Origin of the sequence: Neptunomonas marina, from assembly GCF_004005935.1 — a bacterium.
Taxonomy (GTDB): domain Bacteria; phylum Pseudomonadota; class Gammaproteobacteria; order Pseudomonadales; family Balneatricaceae; genus Neptunomonas; species Neptunomonas marina.
This window is the reverse complement of sequence record NZ_SACQ01000001.1, coordinates 707,968-722,585: the sequence shown is the minus strand read 5'-3', so window position 1 is coordinate 722,585 and position 14,618 is coordinate 707,968. Positions and strand designations below refer to the sequence as shown.

Annotated in this window: 18 protein-coding genes; all 18 read right to left on the bottom strand. The window is 51.0% G+C overall.

The window, feature by feature from the left end; genetic code table 11:
• Positions 1–8: 8 nt before the first annotated feature.
• Positions 9–605, bottom strand: a complete 597-nt coding sequence (locus tag EOE65_RS03460; protein ID WP_127692894.1) for a hypothetical protein — start codon at positions 603–605, stop codon at positions 9–11.
• The gene (locus tag EOE65_RS03455) at positions 602–1,138 is read right to left on the bottom strand and encodes a hypothetical protein (RefSeq protein ID WP_127692893.1); all 537 of its coding nucleotides are present in this window, start codon (positions 1,136–1,138) and stop codon (positions 602–604) included. Before EOE65_RS03455 ends, EOE65_RS03460 begins: the two co-directional genes overlap by 4 nt.
• Complete coding sequence (locus EOE65_RS03450; protein ID WP_127692892.1) at positions 1,138–2,049, bottom strand: hypothetical protein; 912 nt, start codon at positions 2,047–2,049, stop codon at positions 1,138–1,140. Before EOE65_RS03450 ends, EOE65_RS03455 begins: the two co-directional genes overlap by 1 nt.
• 2 nt (positions 2,050–2,051) lie before the next feature.
• Positions 2,052–2,378, bottom strand: coding sequence for a hypothetical protein (locus EOE65_RS03445; RefSeq protein WP_127692891.1), 327 nt, complete (start codon positions 2,376–2,378; stop codon positions 2,052–2,054).
• A complete protein-coding gene (locus EOE65_RS03440; protein ID WP_127692890.1) occupies positions 2,378–3,535 on the bottom strand; it encodes a hypothetical protein in 1,158 nt (385 codons plus the stop codon). The genes EOE65_RS03445 and EOE65_RS03440 overlap by 1 nt, the downstream gene beginning before the upstream one ends.
• A gap of 38 nt (positions 3,536–3,573) precedes the next feature.
• Positions 3,574–3,999, bottom strand: a complete 426-nt coding sequence (locus tag EOE65_RS03435; RefSeq protein WP_127692889.1) for a hypothetical protein — start codon at positions 3,997–3,999, stop codon at positions 3,574–3,576.
• A complete protein-coding gene (locus tag EOE65_RS03430; protein ID WP_127692888.1) occupies positions 3,999–4,523 on the bottom strand; it encodes a glycine-rich domain-containing protein in 525 nt (174 codons plus the stop codon). Before EOE65_RS03430 ends, EOE65_RS03435 begins: the two co-directional genes overlap by 1 nt.
• Positions 4,524–4,558: 35 nt before the next feature.
• The gene (locus EOE65_RS03425; RefSeq protein ID WP_127692887.1) at positions 4,559–5,449 is read right to left on the bottom strand and encodes a hypothetical protein; all 891 of its coding nucleotides are present in this window, start codon (positions 5,447–5,449) and stop codon (positions 4,559–4,561) included.
• The gene (locus EOE65_RS03420; RefSeq protein ID WP_127692886.1) at positions 5,442–6,902 is read right to left on the bottom strand and encodes a hypothetical protein; all 1,461 of its coding nucleotides are present in this window, start codon (positions 6,900–6,902) and stop codon (positions 5,442–5,444) included. The genes EOE65_RS03425 and EOE65_RS03420 overlap by 8 nt, the downstream gene beginning before the upstream one ends.
• Complete coding sequence (locus EOE65_RS03415; RefSeq protein ID WP_476739121.1) at positions 6,899–7,531, bottom strand: phage adaptor protein; 633 nt, start codon at positions 7,529–7,531, stop codon at positions 6,899–6,901. The genes EOE65_RS03420 and EOE65_RS03415 overlap by 4 nt, the downstream gene beginning before the upstream one ends.
• A 2-nt stretch (positions 7,532–7,533) precedes the next feature.
• Positions 7,534–7,944 carry a hypothetical protein gene (locus tag EOE65_RS03410; protein WP_127692884.1) on the bottom strand — a complete coding sequence of 137 codons (411 nt, stop codon included), beginning with the start codon at positions 7,942–7,944 and terminating at the stop codon, positions 7,534–7,536.
• 68 nt (positions 7,945–8,012) lie between these two features.
• Positions 8,013–9,008, bottom strand: coding sequence for a N4-gp56 family major capsid protein (locus EOE65_RS03405; RefSeq protein WP_127692883.1), 996 nt, complete (start codon positions 9,006–9,008; stop codon positions 8,013–8,015).
• Positions 9,009–9,187: 179 nt separating this feature from the next.
• The gene (locus tag EOE65_RS03400; protein WP_127692882.1) at positions 9,188–10,126 is read right to left on the bottom strand and encodes a hypothetical protein; all 939 of its coding nucleotides are present in this window, start codon (positions 10,124–10,126) and stop codon (positions 9,188–9,190) included.
• A 41-nt stretch (positions 10,127–10,167) separates the two neighbouring features.
• Positions 10,168–10,368, bottom strand: a complete 201-nt coding sequence (locus EOE65_RS03395; protein ID WP_127692881.1) for a hypothetical protein — start codon at positions 10,366–10,368, stop codon at positions 10,168–10,170.
• Positions 10,368–12,470, bottom strand: coding sequence for a hypothetical protein (locus EOE65_RS03390; RefSeq protein ID WP_127692880.1), 2,103 nt, complete (start codon positions 12,468–12,470; stop codon positions 10,368–10,370). Before EOE65_RS03390 ends, EOE65_RS03395 begins: the two co-directional genes overlap by 1 nt.
• A 26-nt stretch (positions 12,471–12,496) precedes the next feature.
• Positions 12,497–13,213, bottom strand: coding sequence for a phage terminase large subunit family protein (locus EOE65_RS03385; RefSeq protein WP_127692879.1), 717 nt, complete (start codon positions 13,211–13,213; stop codon positions 12,497–12,499).
• Positions 13,210–13,908, bottom strand: a complete 699-nt coding sequence (locus EOE65_RS03380; RefSeq protein ID WP_127692878.1) for a terminase large subunit domain-containing protein — start codon at positions 13,906–13,908, stop codon at positions 13,210–13,212. Before EOE65_RS03380 ends, EOE65_RS03385 begins: the two co-directional genes overlap by 4 nt.
• Positions 13,892–14,458 carry a terminase small subunit gene (locus EOE65_RS03375; RefSeq protein ID WP_127692877.1) on the bottom strand — a complete coding sequence of 189 codons (567 nt, stop codon included), beginning with the start codon at positions 14,456–14,458 and terminating at the stop codon, positions 13,892–13,894. The genes EOE65_RS03380 and EOE65_RS03375 overlap by 17 nt, the downstream gene beginning before the upstream one ends.
• Between the last annotated feature and the right edge of the window lie 160 nt (positions 14,459–14,618).

Genomic DNA, 14,618 nt, shown 5'->3' with positions numbered 1-14,618 from the left:
TGGGCTGTTTACTTTGCTCCGAATTTACTTTGAAGTGCCTGCAGAGCGTTTTGCTTTAAACCAGCTTTTTGAAAGTACTCGTTCTCATAGAACTCGCGAGCTTTCTCTCGATCTCCACCAAACTGACCGAAGTCGCTCTTATCCGTTGAAAGCCAACCAGCCTGCTGATTGATCTTTTCTTCTGCATACTGATGCGCGGCCGCCATATGATCGGGCGAAATAGCTCCACCTTCAGCGGCAGACGGATTAATAAATTCCCCCGTCGCAGTATCCAACACGCTCTGGCTTCCATCGTCTTGCGTAACTGGCTTATAGCGCCCAACTTTAAGTCCCGGTGTTTGCGCTGCTTTCACTGACGCCAGAATACCTCGCTGTTTACGATCCTTTTCGCCCTCACTCTCTCTAAAGGCTAGCTCCTTCGTCAGCCTCTCATTAGCACCGCGCTCGCGCTGCTGAGCTACAGCCATGCTGTTGTTGTGGCGAAGCATTTCCAGCGCACGCGCTTTCTTCTCTGCCATCTCTTCTTTACGGCGGGAGACTTGCCCCTCCGCCACACCAGCGACGCCGCCCACCAAAGCCGTTGCTAGAAGTCCACCGATACTCACATTACACCTCCGTTCGATGGCGCTTGCTGAGGCTGCTGGCCGCTAGTTTTCATCTGCTTCAGTTTCTGCATTAGTCGCTGGAAGTCCTGCCGCTCTTGTTGGGAAAATATCTCCGTCGATGTCTCCTGCGCCAACCGCACAATGGACTTATAGAATGCTTCTTCTGCAATCTTTGGGCCTTGCTCTTTTGGGATAGCACCGCTCTCTAGGTACATATCTGCGACCGCCTGAGACAGCTCCATACCTGCGCTGAATAGGATGCTCGCCTGAACCTGTACTTTTTGCGTTTTGGCGGTAATAAACATCCGTTGGATTAGACGCGCAACGAGCATCCCGATGTTTTCGTGAGGCTGCCCTTGTATTTGCATACTCTGCTGCACCATTTGAACACCTGACTCTGAGTACAAATAATCAAGCATCATAGAGACCAAACCTTCGTAGACCTGGCGTGGATCCATTTGTCCTTGCTTTGGCGCAGCTTGAGGAGGTTGTTGCGTATTTTTCTGTTGAGCGCTTTGTAACAGTCCGTTCATTAAACAGTCCTCAAGGCTTGTTCGGCTTCATCAAAGCCAGTAGTGAAGTTAGCTAGTCGCGTGTCAGGCGCTGCACTTTGCATTTGATAAGGATCTCGGCGAGTGTCGCTTGGTGGCTTAGATATCGCGGAACTAAGTAAACCGCTATCAGCGTTATCATTTGTGGAAATATCTTTATTGGTAACCTCGATATCGCCGTTGAAAGCGCCTTTTATCGCCCCTTTAGTGGCGCGACTTGCGAGCAAGCCGACACCTTGTCCAATCACATTGTTTCCAGTGATCGAGGCGACGCCTCTGCCCGCTAGACCGCCAACTAAGCTGCCAACCTTACCCAGAGCAATGTTGGCTAGAGCATCTTTGCCGATGTCTTTTGCTAGTTGGGTGTTAGAGCGGCTTATTCCGAAGGCTTCGCGCGCCTCACGCTCTTTCATATTATTTAGAGCAGAGTTCGCTAGTGCCCCAAATGGTCCGGTTAGACCAAGCGCAAATTGTCCGACCTTACCGAGCATGCTTGCATTAGTTTTCCCGTATGCATCAACACCCGCACCCAAAATATCGCTTGCTTCAATCTGGGCTGATGACAAGCCTTGAGCTGCATTCGTTGCCTGCTCAAGATTGCCACTTGCTAACGCTGAGTAGGCGTCCATTTCACGGTTCATGTCGTAGGCGCTCATGGTATCCATCGAAGAGCGGCGCCCTACTTCAACCCCTCGTCTAGCCGATTCCCTTTGGCTGGTTGGGCTAGGTGCCGGCGCCGGAGCACCAAGCGCAGCAGTCGCGGCATCTATACCCGCATTGTCACTCGCATCATTGCTGACACCATCGTTCTGCGTACCAAAACCCGTACCTTGTCCTGGTCCAAGGCCTGCATCGGCATCTCCCGGACCAAATCCAAAACCATCACCATCCATAGCTACACCTTTCTAGCCCCGGCCAAGAGGCCGTTTGTGAGTGATTGGTTGTGGCTTGAATAGGTACCAATACCGTTTGTCGGTGCTTGGGCTAAAGACTGTTGATAGCGGCGTTCAGCTGCTTTCTTCTCATCCTTAGCTTGCTGGCGCTGCATCATGTATTGAAGCCCAGCACTGGTTGCACCTTTCCAAAAATCGGGGCTAGACACGTAATCGCCGACCGTTTCGAAGAAGTCGAAGCCATCCGTACTGGCAGCGTCTCCGTCGAACAGATCCCAATCAGATCCACTGCCATCGGATAGCACGGGAATATCTAAATCAAAACTCATTAGCTAACTCCTGGGGCTGGCATATTTGAAAGGTTGATCCATGACAGATTCCAAGTGGGCATGCTGCTGTAGAGCTGTCGAGTAAAAGCCAAATCAGCATCACGGCGCGCAATCGTGTTCTGAATCATTACCTCTTTGTCTTCAGGCTTTATGCTTGGTGACGTTTCAATCTCGTTGATAGAGATCGTTGCCTGCTTAGTAATCTCTTCAACAGCCGCTAGATATTCTCCATGGGTGTTTGCCGTTACATCGTAAGCACTGCGCTCGATACTCAGTTGGTTGTTGTAACGAGCCAGTTCCGCCTGATTTCGGAACTGCTGATGATTAAGTGCGGCATTTTGGCGGAATGCACCATCTTGCAGCGCAAACGGAGAAGCCGCCTCGATAGCAGCACGCTCACCCGCTCCCGCAGCAATTGCAGAGTTCAGGAGCCCTCGCTCTGCAGCGGCCTCTTTCGCGTTTTGTTTTGCAGCTTGGATATAGGGGCTATCGCTCGCGGTAATGCGATTGAGGTGATCTATCGAATACTCGCTTTCTGTACCCGTGCTGCCTGCTTGCGAGGACGGTAGGTTTGAAGAGCTATTGCCCGAAGACGAGCTGGTAGGCTGCCCAGCCTGCTGGCCACCTGTATTGGTTACAGGTCGATATGGTGTACCAGTGGGTGAAATCGTCCATCCGTTATTGTTTGTTTGGCTCGCAGGGCTGGCAGATTGAGACGATGCGATAGCAGACGCTACCTGTGACGCAAGAATACCGCCGTTGCCAGTGCCTGAGCCTGTGGGGCTTGCTTGAGTTTGACCGGCGACGTTACTAGGGTTAGGAGGTTTTACTCCGCCTGTTTTTCCTGTCTGGGGAGCTTGGTAACTTGTTGGGTTCCAAGGGATGCTCTCGAGTTCAGTAGGAGACACCCATTTTGTTTTATTGCCACGCGCCTTTTTGATCGTCTCTGGATCATTTGCTCCAGTCTTCAAACCACCTAAGTGCCCTAGTCGGATCCACTCTGCATGGGTCAGAGGGCCGTCTGTGTCAGTGTATTTCTTACCGGGGTTGGCTGCTTCCCACGCTTTGACATCTTCGTTTGAGATACCGCCCGTTGCGCGGAACATGTCACCGCCGCGAAGGCCTTTAGCAACGGCCTCCTCATATGTCATTGCCATGAATCTTTCTCCTCCGTTTCACAACAGTGGGTTGGTAATTAGCTGATTGCGCTGGCCTGAATAAACATTTCATCAATCTCTTGTGGCGTAAGCCCAAGCTGAGATCCGATCTCGATGATCATCGTGCTATTGCGATGAAAGCTCGCCTCTTGCCACGCTAGCTTAGTCAGAAACGGGGTATCCTGACTTTCCATATATGCTTCAACTGCGGGCAAGTGGCCTGATAAATGAAGTAACGCTTTAGCTTGAAAACGAGTTACCGTTTCAGGGACTGAAAGAGCCGACATATCCTCAGGTGGCGGGGCAAACTCACCACTCACGCTATCATATGTCCAATTGGGGCCAGCGAGTGAGCTCCCTAAGGGGACAACTGCTTCATACAATTCCTGAGCGTGAGCCAAGTAATCGGGCGGACATCGCTGTACAGAAACTACAACTCCACCATTAATCAGTGCATGCCGCATTAGCTAGCCTCCTCTAACCATGAGAGTATCGCCACACCTGCTCCCGGCTGAACGCTAGGAGATCCACCGAAACCATATCGATGAACCGGCGTGACGATCTTCTTGCCGGACTCCCCATCGATTCCGTTGGGCTCTCCACCATCGCCATCAATGCCAACCTTTGGTGAAGTAGACATGCGGACTCGGCCAGCCTTTCCACCAAAAACAGTGAATGTTTTTGCCTGTGTGGTCACCGAGGAATTAGATCCATCAACACCCGAGACATTGATATTAGAAAACCCGGGGCTTTCGGAGTTAGAAATTCCGGCATCACCCACCTGAATATCGACAACCTCACCCGGTGTGAGTGAAATAGGTAGGTCGACAATATAAGCGCCACTTCCCCCGTATGCGGCTATCCCATATTCATGTTCGTTACGCGCCCCACCGCCCCCTCCTGCAACTAGAGTAAGCCGAGCAGCAAACACGCGGTTAGGAACGGTCCACAAGGCTGAGGTATCAAAAACCTCAACGCGCTCTCTCATGTTGCCTCTCAGGCCAAGAGTTTCCTTTAGTGAGCTCAAATCAACCTCCATCCTTCGGTAGGCCCGAAGTATTTAAACGTGCACGCGATATTCGGGATATTAAGTAAGTAGTCATCAGAGCCTCCCTCGATTCGCTCTGCTGTGTTGCCCGAATAGCCCAACAGGGTATCGTCAAAGCTGCCGAGACGAAGGGTGACCTCAGCACCTACAGCGGGACTTAAGGGCATGGGGTAACGCTGCCCCGCGCTTTTCACTAGAACCACATCACCCACCACTAACTGTTGACCAGCGCTCGAGCTTTTCACTGAGTTCGCAGGGGTGACGATGTTCTGAGCCGCCTGAGCATATCCTTGCGCCCGGTTGGCTTCGTGCTCGGCTCGGTCAGCTTGGGCTGATGCGCGACTAACTTCGGCCTGCGCACTAGCCACTTCCCTTCCGGCTTGGGTTACCTGCTCTACTGCAAGGGCGACCTGAGCCGCTGCTGCATCAACTCTGCCTTGCGCTAAAGCAACTTGTTGAGACGCAAGCGCAACCTGGTCACTCGCCTGTTGTCGCTCTAGCTCGGCATCAGATGCAGCCTGCTGGGCAAGTCCAGCAGCATGTTGAGCTTGGTTAACAAGCAATCCACACTGGCTCGCTGACTGTTGAGCTGACTGCTCTAACTGACGAATACCACTTGCAGATGCTTGTGTAACAGGCTTCCCCTGCTCGTCGAACTCAAGTATTTTGCCTTTACGCGTTAAAACGTCCGGTAACTCAAACCCATCTGTTTCAGGCACTGACACCGTTTGCTTAAAGCGCTGATCAGCCTTGTCAAAGCCTGCTGCCACTTCATCAAACTTTGCATCAACATCACCACCGCGCGCTGTCTCGCCTGAAATAAAACGCTGACCGGGGTCGCTGTTGTCATAAAAAGGGTTAGCCACGTTCTAACCTCCGCGCTTCGTATTGCGTTGTATAACCAGTGATTGAGAAAGGTGCCGTGCCATTACGCAGACACGAGAACGTCAGAGCCATGTCTGTTGCCGTCCCAGCAATTGATATCCGATCTCTCGCTTGAATAGGCCCTGACCAAGCGAAGCCATCCCACTGGGCCTGTCCCCAAAAGCCGCCGGCAGCTGAACGCCCTAAAACTTGCGCCCGGTGCCTAGCAATATCAGCATCACCGCCATTGAACTGAGGCAAGACTTTAAGATCGATGGCTTCGGTGTTAGTTAGATCAAGCGCGATCCTGCGTATACGCTTACGCACATCAGGGGATCCGAATGTGTTGAACGCGGTTGTCATCGTTGACACGATATCAAGCCCAGCAAAGCTATCTCCCTGATCAAAGCGATAAACGCGACCATCATCAGAGCCAAATAGAGAGACCTCCTCCCCCGTATCAAGCTCGCCGGAGTAGGAGCATCGAACTGCATGCTCAAACTGTACGGTCGTCGCACCTACCGTTTCGGTCGCATACGTCGTCAAGTAGATACCTTGCCCCTCTTCGCTAAAGACACGGAGCTGATTGGAAGCCTTAGCCACCAACACTGTCGAGGGAACAAAGCCTTGCTTGAAGAGTGGATCAACCTGATATCCAACCGTGGCGGGGGTAAAATCTCCGAAAGCTTGAACTGCCTGCAGGTTGCTAATGCCACGCTCGCTAATGAAGTAAGGGCTGACCATATCGGCAACCGTCCAAGGCTTTGCGCCTGCGTTAGCCGTGAGCCGCTTTAGCTGAAACGATTGCCGAGACTGCCCATAGAGGGCTTGAATACTATTGCGGCAAAAGGCTATCAGCACGCCGCCAGTTGTCGATGAGAATCCGGTCAGCGCGTCCGACGTACCAAACTCGCCAGCGTTACCGCCTGCCCAATCTTCAGGGTTACCAACACCAGAGTGCTGAATGCTACCGACTTCAAAGCCTAGGAAAAGATGGAAATTGTGGCACTTCAACCACTGAGCACCGCTCGGGGCTGAGGTGATTTGAGAAAGGCTGTTGCCATCATATTTCCACGGTTTACCACCGCCGACCATATACAGTGCTCGGTAATAATCCGTCGCTTTGAAGGTATAGTCATCAATCGAGTAACGGCCTACTTCCATGCCGCTACCGACTAGCGTCCAGCCGCTACCCGTATTTTTATACAGTGCTGCGGTGTTTCCTGCTGATTGCTCCCGAATCGCTACATAGTGATCACGGAATGTGGCTACGCCCAAAATAGGCCCTTTACCCGGCACGGTTCCCGTGAGCTCTTCGTACCCTTTGATAGCACGATAACCACCCTCGATCGGACACTCAAAGTTCTGGCAGAACAGCAACTGACCGGGCTTTATTTGATTAGGCGGAGCTGCGAGATTCAAGCCACCCTTAAGCGGCGTATGGATAGAAGTCATACCAAAGGCCTTGCCAAAGAAATGGCTGGTCGATAACTACGCGAAAGCTCGCTGATGTTTTCGTTGTAGCTCTGTCGTGCACGAGCCAGCACTTCAGGTGCATTCTCGTACAGAGCGTAATACTCCATCGCCTTATAGACGATCAGCATGTGAAACCGCTCCGGCATAAGTGGAGTGTCGACGCCTTCCGTTAGAATCTGAGGGGTGCGGTAGTACTCCAGCTCAGCCGGGTAAGGTTGGTCAGGTATCGCGCTAAAGTGAGCGACGTGGCCAGCATTGGTCCAAACCACGGGCAATCCGAGACCGAAGACCGTCAGCCGGTAACGCTCACGAAACTCACCATACGGCAGATGAAACAGCTCTCGCTTTTGTCCCTGATGCTCCAATACAAGCGCGATTGGTAAAGCACAGTCAGTTGGCAGGCTTATCTTTTGTGCATCGACAACTAACGCAGCGTCTTTGCGCATAAACTCCCAATCAGGCGTGCTCGCTTGGATCTCCACCCATGCCTGAGCAATCCAGTCGACAACAAGCTTGTACTCTCCATGCTGCCCGACCACAGAGGCCGGGCCTGTCCCTGACATACCGCACTCCTGACGAAGGCGTTTACAGAGTTCGAGAAAGGTCATAGTTAACCTTGATACTCACGAGACTGGAACGGATAGGCCAGCACCTCTCGAGGCTTCATATCTTTCGGGCTGTAGACTTTCTTTTTCGCATTATTCAGCACTTCAATGACGTAATCAGGCACCTTATGCCACTCGCCACGAGGCATGACGAAAGAACGGCCGTTAACATGGACCTGCACTGGTTGAGTGTCTTTATCGTCCTCTGGAAACATAACCTCAACGTACTTCGTGCCTTCCGGCAGAACGGGTTTCGAAGTATCGGCATCATCACTTTCTAGCGGTTCGCCGAGGACATCTGCAATCTTCTTCAACAAACCTTTCTCAGAGATGTTGGCGCCATAGTTAATACCCAGCTCTTCAGCTTTCGCCTTTAACTGATCGATGTTCAACAATTTCAAATCTTCGATAGACATACTTACCTCACGGCCCTCACAGGCAGTTTAAATTTAGGGGAGCGCCACCATCCTTGGCAGCGAAGCCGTTACTGCATGTTGTCAGTCGCAGCGACTTCTAAGCGGACGATCCAGCCTTCGTTTAGGATCTTGGCTACAAAGTAAGACTTCCAGCCGACATAACCACGTTGACCTAGCGGGTCGCTAGAGTCAGTCTCTTCGACCGGTGTTACCTTCGGCGTAATCGCTTTTTTACCTTTGAGAGGAATACAGCCATAAGCGTCTTGTCCGAAGTAGATGACAGGGTAAACGTCAGCATTCGTGCCGCTGTCGGATACCATGTTCCCAGCAGCACCACCCGCATTAAGGAATGCGTCCAAGTCTGGGGACAGCACATAGCGAACATCTTCAACCTTACCGATTTCATATGGCAGAGGTTTGGTAGTTCCGTACTTCTCGACCGGCGTGAAGCCTGGCATATCGCGAATATCTGATTCCAGATTAGTGTGAGCTACAGCAATGTATGCCGCAGCAATCGCTTCAGTGCCGTACTTCACAGAAGAAGATGCCATCTTGGTGACTTTCTTCGCTTTATTACGTTTTAGCGCTGCAGTCACTGCGCGCTGCAGCTTCAGCTTAATTGGCTGGTTGACACCGCTGCGGGTATTGCCGTTTGCGTAATAGACGCTTGTGCCTGCGCGAATAGCACCCCAAGTGACCGCTTCAATAGTCGCACCGGCCTGCTCACCGCATAACTCGGTACCGACTTTTAGAACCGGATCTTCAGCCATGTCCTGAACGTGATCGGTGATCTCTGCAACGTCACCGTATTGCACCAACGTTGCTTCAACATCTTCAAACTGGATCTGTCGAGAAGCTGGAGTAACACCCTCTTGCAATCCTGCTGTCGCAACAGGGAAAGGAATTGCACGGCGAAACTTAACAGCGTTGGCGGTATTCGTCGGAACCGGTTTGTGCTGCCCGAACTTCGAGAGAATCATCACGGGTTCTGCGTGTTTCAGCATATCTGCCGCAGCCCAAGCGGCAGTTCGTTGGCCAATCGAGCCATAGGTTGTTTGTGGCATTAGGTTTTGCTCCTAAGTGTAAGAAATAAAAAGGGTTTGATTTTCCTTTCACCGGCTTACACGGAGGAGTCATAAAAAAGCCCAGCGTCCATAGAGGCTAGGCATTTATGTTCGTCCGTTTTTTCGGTTACGGGTGTTGCGAGCAAACCAAGCGTTAAGCGTCCGTAGAGGCCATACGCTTAGTCTGCGAATTCGTCAAAAGCTGAATCGAAATCGTCTTCTGCTGCTGATCGCTGAGCATGGCCTTTAGCAGGCAGGGTCTGCGATTGTGATAGCTTTCGGTCTCGATTCGCTTTTCGATGCTGCTCTTGCTGAGTTTGCTGCAGCTTTTGATAGTCCTGATGCTGGTTGAAGCCATTGAGGAGATACGCAGCTTCAGAGGCGTCATTGCTATTCATAAGTTCTTGCACATGCGCAGGCTGGGAAGATATCCAGTCCGTGAACTCTGCTGTACTGACGGTTTGCTGCCAGCCGGGAAACTGCTGATCCAGTAATTGGGCTTGCATCTGATGCTGTTGGTGCTGTGCTTGCTCCTGAATCGGTACAACCTGATTCTGCAGCTGCTGATATGACGTACTTAACTGCTGCAACTGAGCAGCCTGAGCTTGAATCGCACGGGCTGCCTCAGGAAAGGTCTCTGCCAACGCAGACATATCCTGCTCTGATAGGACTGCTTGCTCCTGCTGCGCTGGCGCTGCAACTTGATTCGCTTGAAGCTGGCGTTGCAGCTCATTGATTTGGCGCTGTAGCGTGGGCACTCGTCCCATCTCAGACTGGTAGCGATGCTTCCAAGGGTTATCTTTTGAGTCCCAATCAGTACCCGCTGTCGACTCAACGCCGCTGGCGCTATCCGCGGCCCCCGTGTCGGTTTCTTCCTGATCCCCGCCTTCAGCTTCTGCTTCAGCAGCGGCTTCCTTGTTTGCAAACCGACCTTGCGAGTCTCGGGGCTGCTCAAGTGCTTGATCAGCTTGATGAGTTCGCTCATCGTAAGTCTCGCTATCAACAGGTGATTCACCAGAAAACTCGTCAAAAGCAGCATCAAAATTATCCTCAGGAGACGCCTCTCGTGTTTCAGCTGGCATTTGAGTTTCTGTAGGTTGGCTTTCTTCTTGGTGCATAGTTCCTCCAGCGATCTTCGCAGATGGCTATAGGTTACGGGTTAAAGGTATTCTTGCGGTTTTGTGGCAACAGGAGTCTTGCTCTCAGCTAGCTCAAGCAGCTCATCAATGAACTTGATAGCGCCTCGCTGCTGCTCAGAGTTGACGCCACTAATTAGATCGGCAATGGCTACTGCTCGTCGCTCTTCGGAGAACTTAACGACTTCAGCCCAAGTGCGCGATTGCTTATCGATTGAAGACATTAGAATGTGTCCCGGCCTTGGCTTAGGTTCTCGGCCTGCAGGTGTAGCTTGGTTTGCTCTTGATTAGCCTTTAAAGCGGCCATATCGCGCTTGTTCTGCTCTCGTTTCTCCTCGATACCAACTTTTGCCTCTAGTTGAGCAATCGTGATCTCGTTGCGTGCTGCGATCTCCGCTAAGCCTAGCTCTCGCTTCTGCTCTAGCTCCATCTGCTTGATTTGCGCTTCTTGCTGCAATGACGCCTGCTTGTACTCAGCATCGGCTTGCAGTTTCATTTGCTCTAATTGAAGCTTCGCCTGATTTAACTGGAGAGATGGATCAGAAGGCTGATTCTCCGCCGCTTTACGAGCTTCTTCTTGTCTCTGGGTGACCTCCTCTTCCGATAACGCAATCTTGTCGATGGGAATCTCCAGCGACTTCGCTATCTGCTCATGCAGGCCTTTCCAATCCGTTCTGATACTAAACTCTGGGTTTCCAGCAGCGATATTTGCATAGACCATCAGGTTTTCTTGCTGCTTTTCCTTCACCAAGAGGGCGCCAGATCCACGAGCATCAATGGTGTAATCGCCTTTGATATCATCGTTCTCACCGTACTGCATATTCCAGTCGTAGAACCGACCAATCAGTGTACGCGTAATATCGTCATCCCAATTTTTTACAGCTCTTCTCAGCACGATATTGGCAGAGTTCATCAGCATCGACATGCCTTGCGCTGTCTGAGTGATATGACCAGCCTGCTCGCCCTGAGCAATCAGAGGTAAGTTAGTTTCCTCATCCGCTAACTGGCGACCTAAAGAGAATATATTGGCCAATTCGGCTTGATGTGACTGTGTGCTGAAACTTTGAAAAGCGGCGCGAATATCCGTGACTGTCTTCCCTTCACGCGTTAACCAAACCTTTTTAGGTGTTAAAGCCCACTTTCCATCCGCTGGCTGTACGAGGGATTGGTTAATGACGATCTGATCAGCCACTGACTGTCCGCCATTGTCCATCATCATTCGCATAGAAGCGTTGATAATCTTCTGCGGGTTTCGCATCAGGTAAGGCACGCCAAACCCAAAGATACAGCTTTCATCCTTCTCCCAATTGAACACCGAATACGGGAACTCCTCGGTATCCATAGAGTTCAGAGATACCTTTAGCACCTTGTTGGAGGAAAAGAACACGATGCCATAAAGCTCATTATCGAGATTATCGACCTCATCTAGCGTTTTCTCATCGGCCTGCGCAATGCTAAGCGCATCGATCAGTTGCTGCTTTTTAATCGGGCCGTGATACTCCCAAACCTCATACTTATTTGATTCACCAATCGTATCAACGCCGGTTATCTCGCGAATATCATCGATATAGTTTTTAGCGATAGACGCTTCATCTCTATCACCCTTCGCAAACTCGTTAATATTCGAGGTAATCGTATTAGGCAGCTTCGAGAACTCTCGCAACTGCTTTTTAGTCCAAAGATGACGTTCAAATATAAACTCAGCTTCTTCGATCGTTCGCGCGGACATATCTGGGAAAAAGTTCCAGTAATCAACGCGCTCAACTGCGGCGGCTAAGTCCTCTTTAACATCGAGCTCAAAACCATTCTCTGCCTTGCGCCAATGACGTTTAGAGCGTCCAACGACCACTGGCCCCTTTAGAACTCCAGTACCACATTGGCAAGCATCATGAATAATGTCTCGGGATTTCAGCGGGTACTTCGACTCGTTGAGCTGATCATCAATCTCGGTTTGCATGGCATCAGCCATCGCTTTAGCCTGGCGATCATCGCCATGTGCTGAACCTGCGCTACCGGTGATGACGGGGACAGGTGTTGGCTTAATACCCCAATTACGATCATCAGTCGGAAAGAGCATATCCTGACAGCGTGCTTCTGCTGCATTGGTTTTATTGCGCGTCAGGTTGGTGAAAATCTTGGACCCTTCAACTCCTTTAAGCTCTTCCGGCGAATATTCACCGTGGAACTGGCGTAGATCTTCCAACCAACGTTGCTCGATTTGAGAGCGCTTGGAAACCTGCCGGCTAGCCTTCTCGGTCAGTGAGGTAGCCAAGCTATCGAGGCTATCTTTCATATGCTCTAGGGAGCGTGGTTGCTGTTCTTGCATTCGAGTCTCACGACTGGATTTTCTATTTAATATCCGGCTACAGAATCGCCAACTGCCGGACGGCTAAATGTCGTTTCTACGGGCTTCGTTATGGCATGCTCTATACCCATGACGAGATATCTCAACGCATCCATAGCATGGTCATTCTTCTTAACAACCTTGCCTTTTTCATCCCGCCTATAAATGCGATATTCGCTTGCCGTATTCGTTAGAGTTTTGAAAATCTTGAGACGCCCAGTCGATAACCGTTGCAGCACCTCAAGTAAGCCTGCCTCAACCGCTTTTTCAGCCCTAATAAGATTTAGGTCTTCGTTCTCGTAAAGCTCCATGATTCGCTGACCGTCACTCTGATTTGTGCCAGCATAATCAATGTTCCCCGGTATCCAAGCTCCTCTTGCTCTAATCCCTGACGCATGTACGCTTGGTTCCGCATAACCCCTATAGTGCTCGGAGTAGCAATAAATAATGTCACTATCTCTATCAATTGCGCCCCAAATAGCAGCTGTTTTCTTCCAGCCTACGTCGAGCCCATACGCCCTATGGAAATAATCTGGCAGTTGAATTGGATCAATAAATACTTCCTCTTCTGGAATCGGGTAGATAGCACCTGATCCCAGGGACGGAATACCCTTTCGGCGAGCATCTGCTGTGTGCGGGGCCATGCCTTTCGTCATACGCTCGATCATCTCGTCGGAAATGTGCGGTACATCGTCCCAGCCTGCTTGAATCACTGCCCTGCTCATAGCTCACCTACTGATTCCAAGAAACTCACGACCAACTCCGTCAGGCCGCTAAGTGGGGTAAACGTCAATACTGTAAGACCGTGCGTGGTCATAGTTCGAATCAATGCCTCTTCATACACATCAAGGGGACACTCTTCATCGAACCAAATCCAGTCTTCTTCCGTGCCCTGAAAAATTTTACGACCCTGCTCATACGAGCGAAGCTTTAAGGTTGAAACCCCTCCGCTGACATGCTTTACAGCAATCGATTCATAAGCTTCTGGGATGCCCTGCTTCCGCGTGCACTGCTCGATGATCAGGTTGTCGCCAGGTATAAGTCCTGTGCCGAGGTCATCCCAATCGCCACACAGTTTTTTCTGGATGATGTCCCGCGTTGTAATGCCTGTGTCACCAGAAAGAAGTCCTTTAATCGGACGTTCAAATCGGTGTCCTTCCCACCACTCTGGATACAACCCCGTGGCATGACACACAGTTTCATAGCCACCGCCTGACTCTGTTTTACCAACACGGTTACCCGCCATAAAACAGCGCTCGTCATGCTCAGCACCGGCTCTAAAAAACTCCAGATGCTTTTTGTAGAGTTCTCGCCGAAGAGGCCCTTCATCTGGAAACAGATCAAAGAACTTGCGCCTTGCTTTGCGTCGGGCTCTTTCTTCCAGAAGCGCGAGATATTCAAGCCTATCCCGCCTGTTCAAGAGCCGCTATCCGGGCTTCAATTTGATCGTCGGTTAGCTCCTCATGCTGCAGCTTGCCGGAATGCTCAACCTTATCCTTAAACGCCTGTACATTGACATGCTTACCGAGCAGCTCAAGGTTTTTGAGTTTGTCAGGCCATTTGATTTTCTTGAGGATACCAATCATTTCCCGCTCATCGCCCCGGCCTTCATGCAGTTCCGCTACATCCATACCAGAGATGAACTGACGCCAGATCGGCGGCCAATCAGCAATATGTTTGAATGAGCCGTCAGAGTGCATGATGTCGAGCACATCCATCTGATCAATCTCAACTAGCCGCTGAAGGACGTAATCGGCATCGATCTTTGTGCGCTCTATCCGCTGCTCCATAAGCTCAGCGATATACGCATTAATCTCTGGCATCTTCAGCAACTTATAAGCGGTATTGCCTGCTGATGCGGGACTATACCCAGCGGTAATCGCAGCAGATTGCCCTTGCTTCTGAATGATGTACTGACGACAGAACTCGCGGCGCTGCTCTGTCCAATTGAACTCTTTGTTTCTACCCATGCGGCTTCTCTCAAGCGGCTAAATCATCGGTTTTGTTAACGCTGACCGGAAACAGCGAGATATAGACCACCTCCTTTTAGGGCTGCCTAATCATCTTTGCAATGCTCTAGCTTTCCAGCATTGAACTCTCTCGCACACCTCAGTCGCGCGTTGCACTCTT

Excerpts from the sequence above, each read along its gene's own strand:
- EOE65_RS03450 (WP_127692892.1), bottom strand. The coding sequence starts at position 2,049 with ATGGATGGTGATGGTTTTGGATTTGGTCCGGGAGATGCCGATGCAGGC.
- EOE65_RS03445 (WP_127692891.1), bottom strand. The coding sequence starts at position 2,378 with ATGAGTTTTGATTTAGATATTCCCGTGCTATCCGATGGCAGTGGATCT.
- EOE65_RS03420 (WP_127692886.1), bottom strand. The coding sequence starts at position 6,902 with ATGACTTCTATCCATACGCCGCTTAAGGGTGGCTTGAATCTCGCAGCT.
- EOE65_RS03415 (WP_476739121.1), bottom strand. The coding sequence starts at position 7,531 with ATGACCTTTCTCGAACTCTGTAAACGCCTTCGTCAGGAGTGCGGTATG.
- EOE65_RS03435 (WP_127692889.1), bottom strand. The coding sequence starts at position 3,999 with ATGCGGCATGCACTGATTAATGGTGGAGTTGTAGTTTCTGTACAGCGA.
- EOE65_RS03440 (WP_127692890.1), bottom strand. The coding sequence starts at position 3,535 with ATGGCAATGACATATGAGGAGGCCGTTGCTAAAGGCCTTCGCGGCGGT.
- EOE65_RS03395 (WP_127692881.1), bottom strand. The coding sequence starts at position 10,368 with ATGTCTTCAATCGATAAGCAATCGCGCACTTGGGCTGAAGTCGTTAAG.
- EOE65_RS03455 (WP_127692893.1), bottom strand. The coding sequence starts at position 1,138 with ATGAACGGACTGTTACAAAGCGCTCAACAGAAAAATACGCAACAACCT.
- EOE65_RS03410 (WP_127692884.1), bottom strand. The coding sequence starts at position 7,944 with ATGTCTATCGAAGATTTGAAATTGTTGAACATCGATCAGTTAAAGGCG.
- EOE65_RS03390 (WP_127692880.1), bottom strand. The coding sequence starts at position 12,470 with ATGCAAGAACAGCAACCACGCTCCCTAGAGCATATGAAAGATAGCCTC.
- EOE65_RS03405 (WP_127692883.1), bottom strand. The coding sequence starts at position 9,008 with ATGCCACAAACAACCTATGGCTCGATTGGCCAACGAACTGCCGCTTGG.
- EOE65_RS03375 (WP_127692877.1), bottom strand. The coding sequence starts at position 14,458 with ATGGGTAGAAACAAAGAGTTCAATTGGACAGAGCAGCGCCGCGAGTTC.
- EOE65_RS03385 (WP_127692879.1), bottom strand. The coding sequence starts at position 13,213 with ATGAGCAGGGCAGTGATTCAAGCAGGCTGGGACGATGTACCGCACATT.
- EOE65_RS03400 (WP_127692882.1), bottom strand. The coding sequence starts at position 10,126 with ATGCACCAAGAAGAAAGCCAACCTACAGAAACTCAAATGCCAGCTGAA.
- EOE65_RS03430 (WP_127692888.1), bottom strand. The coding sequence starts at position 4,523 with ATGAGAGAGCGCGTTGAGGTTTTTGATACCTCAGCCTTGTGGACCGTT.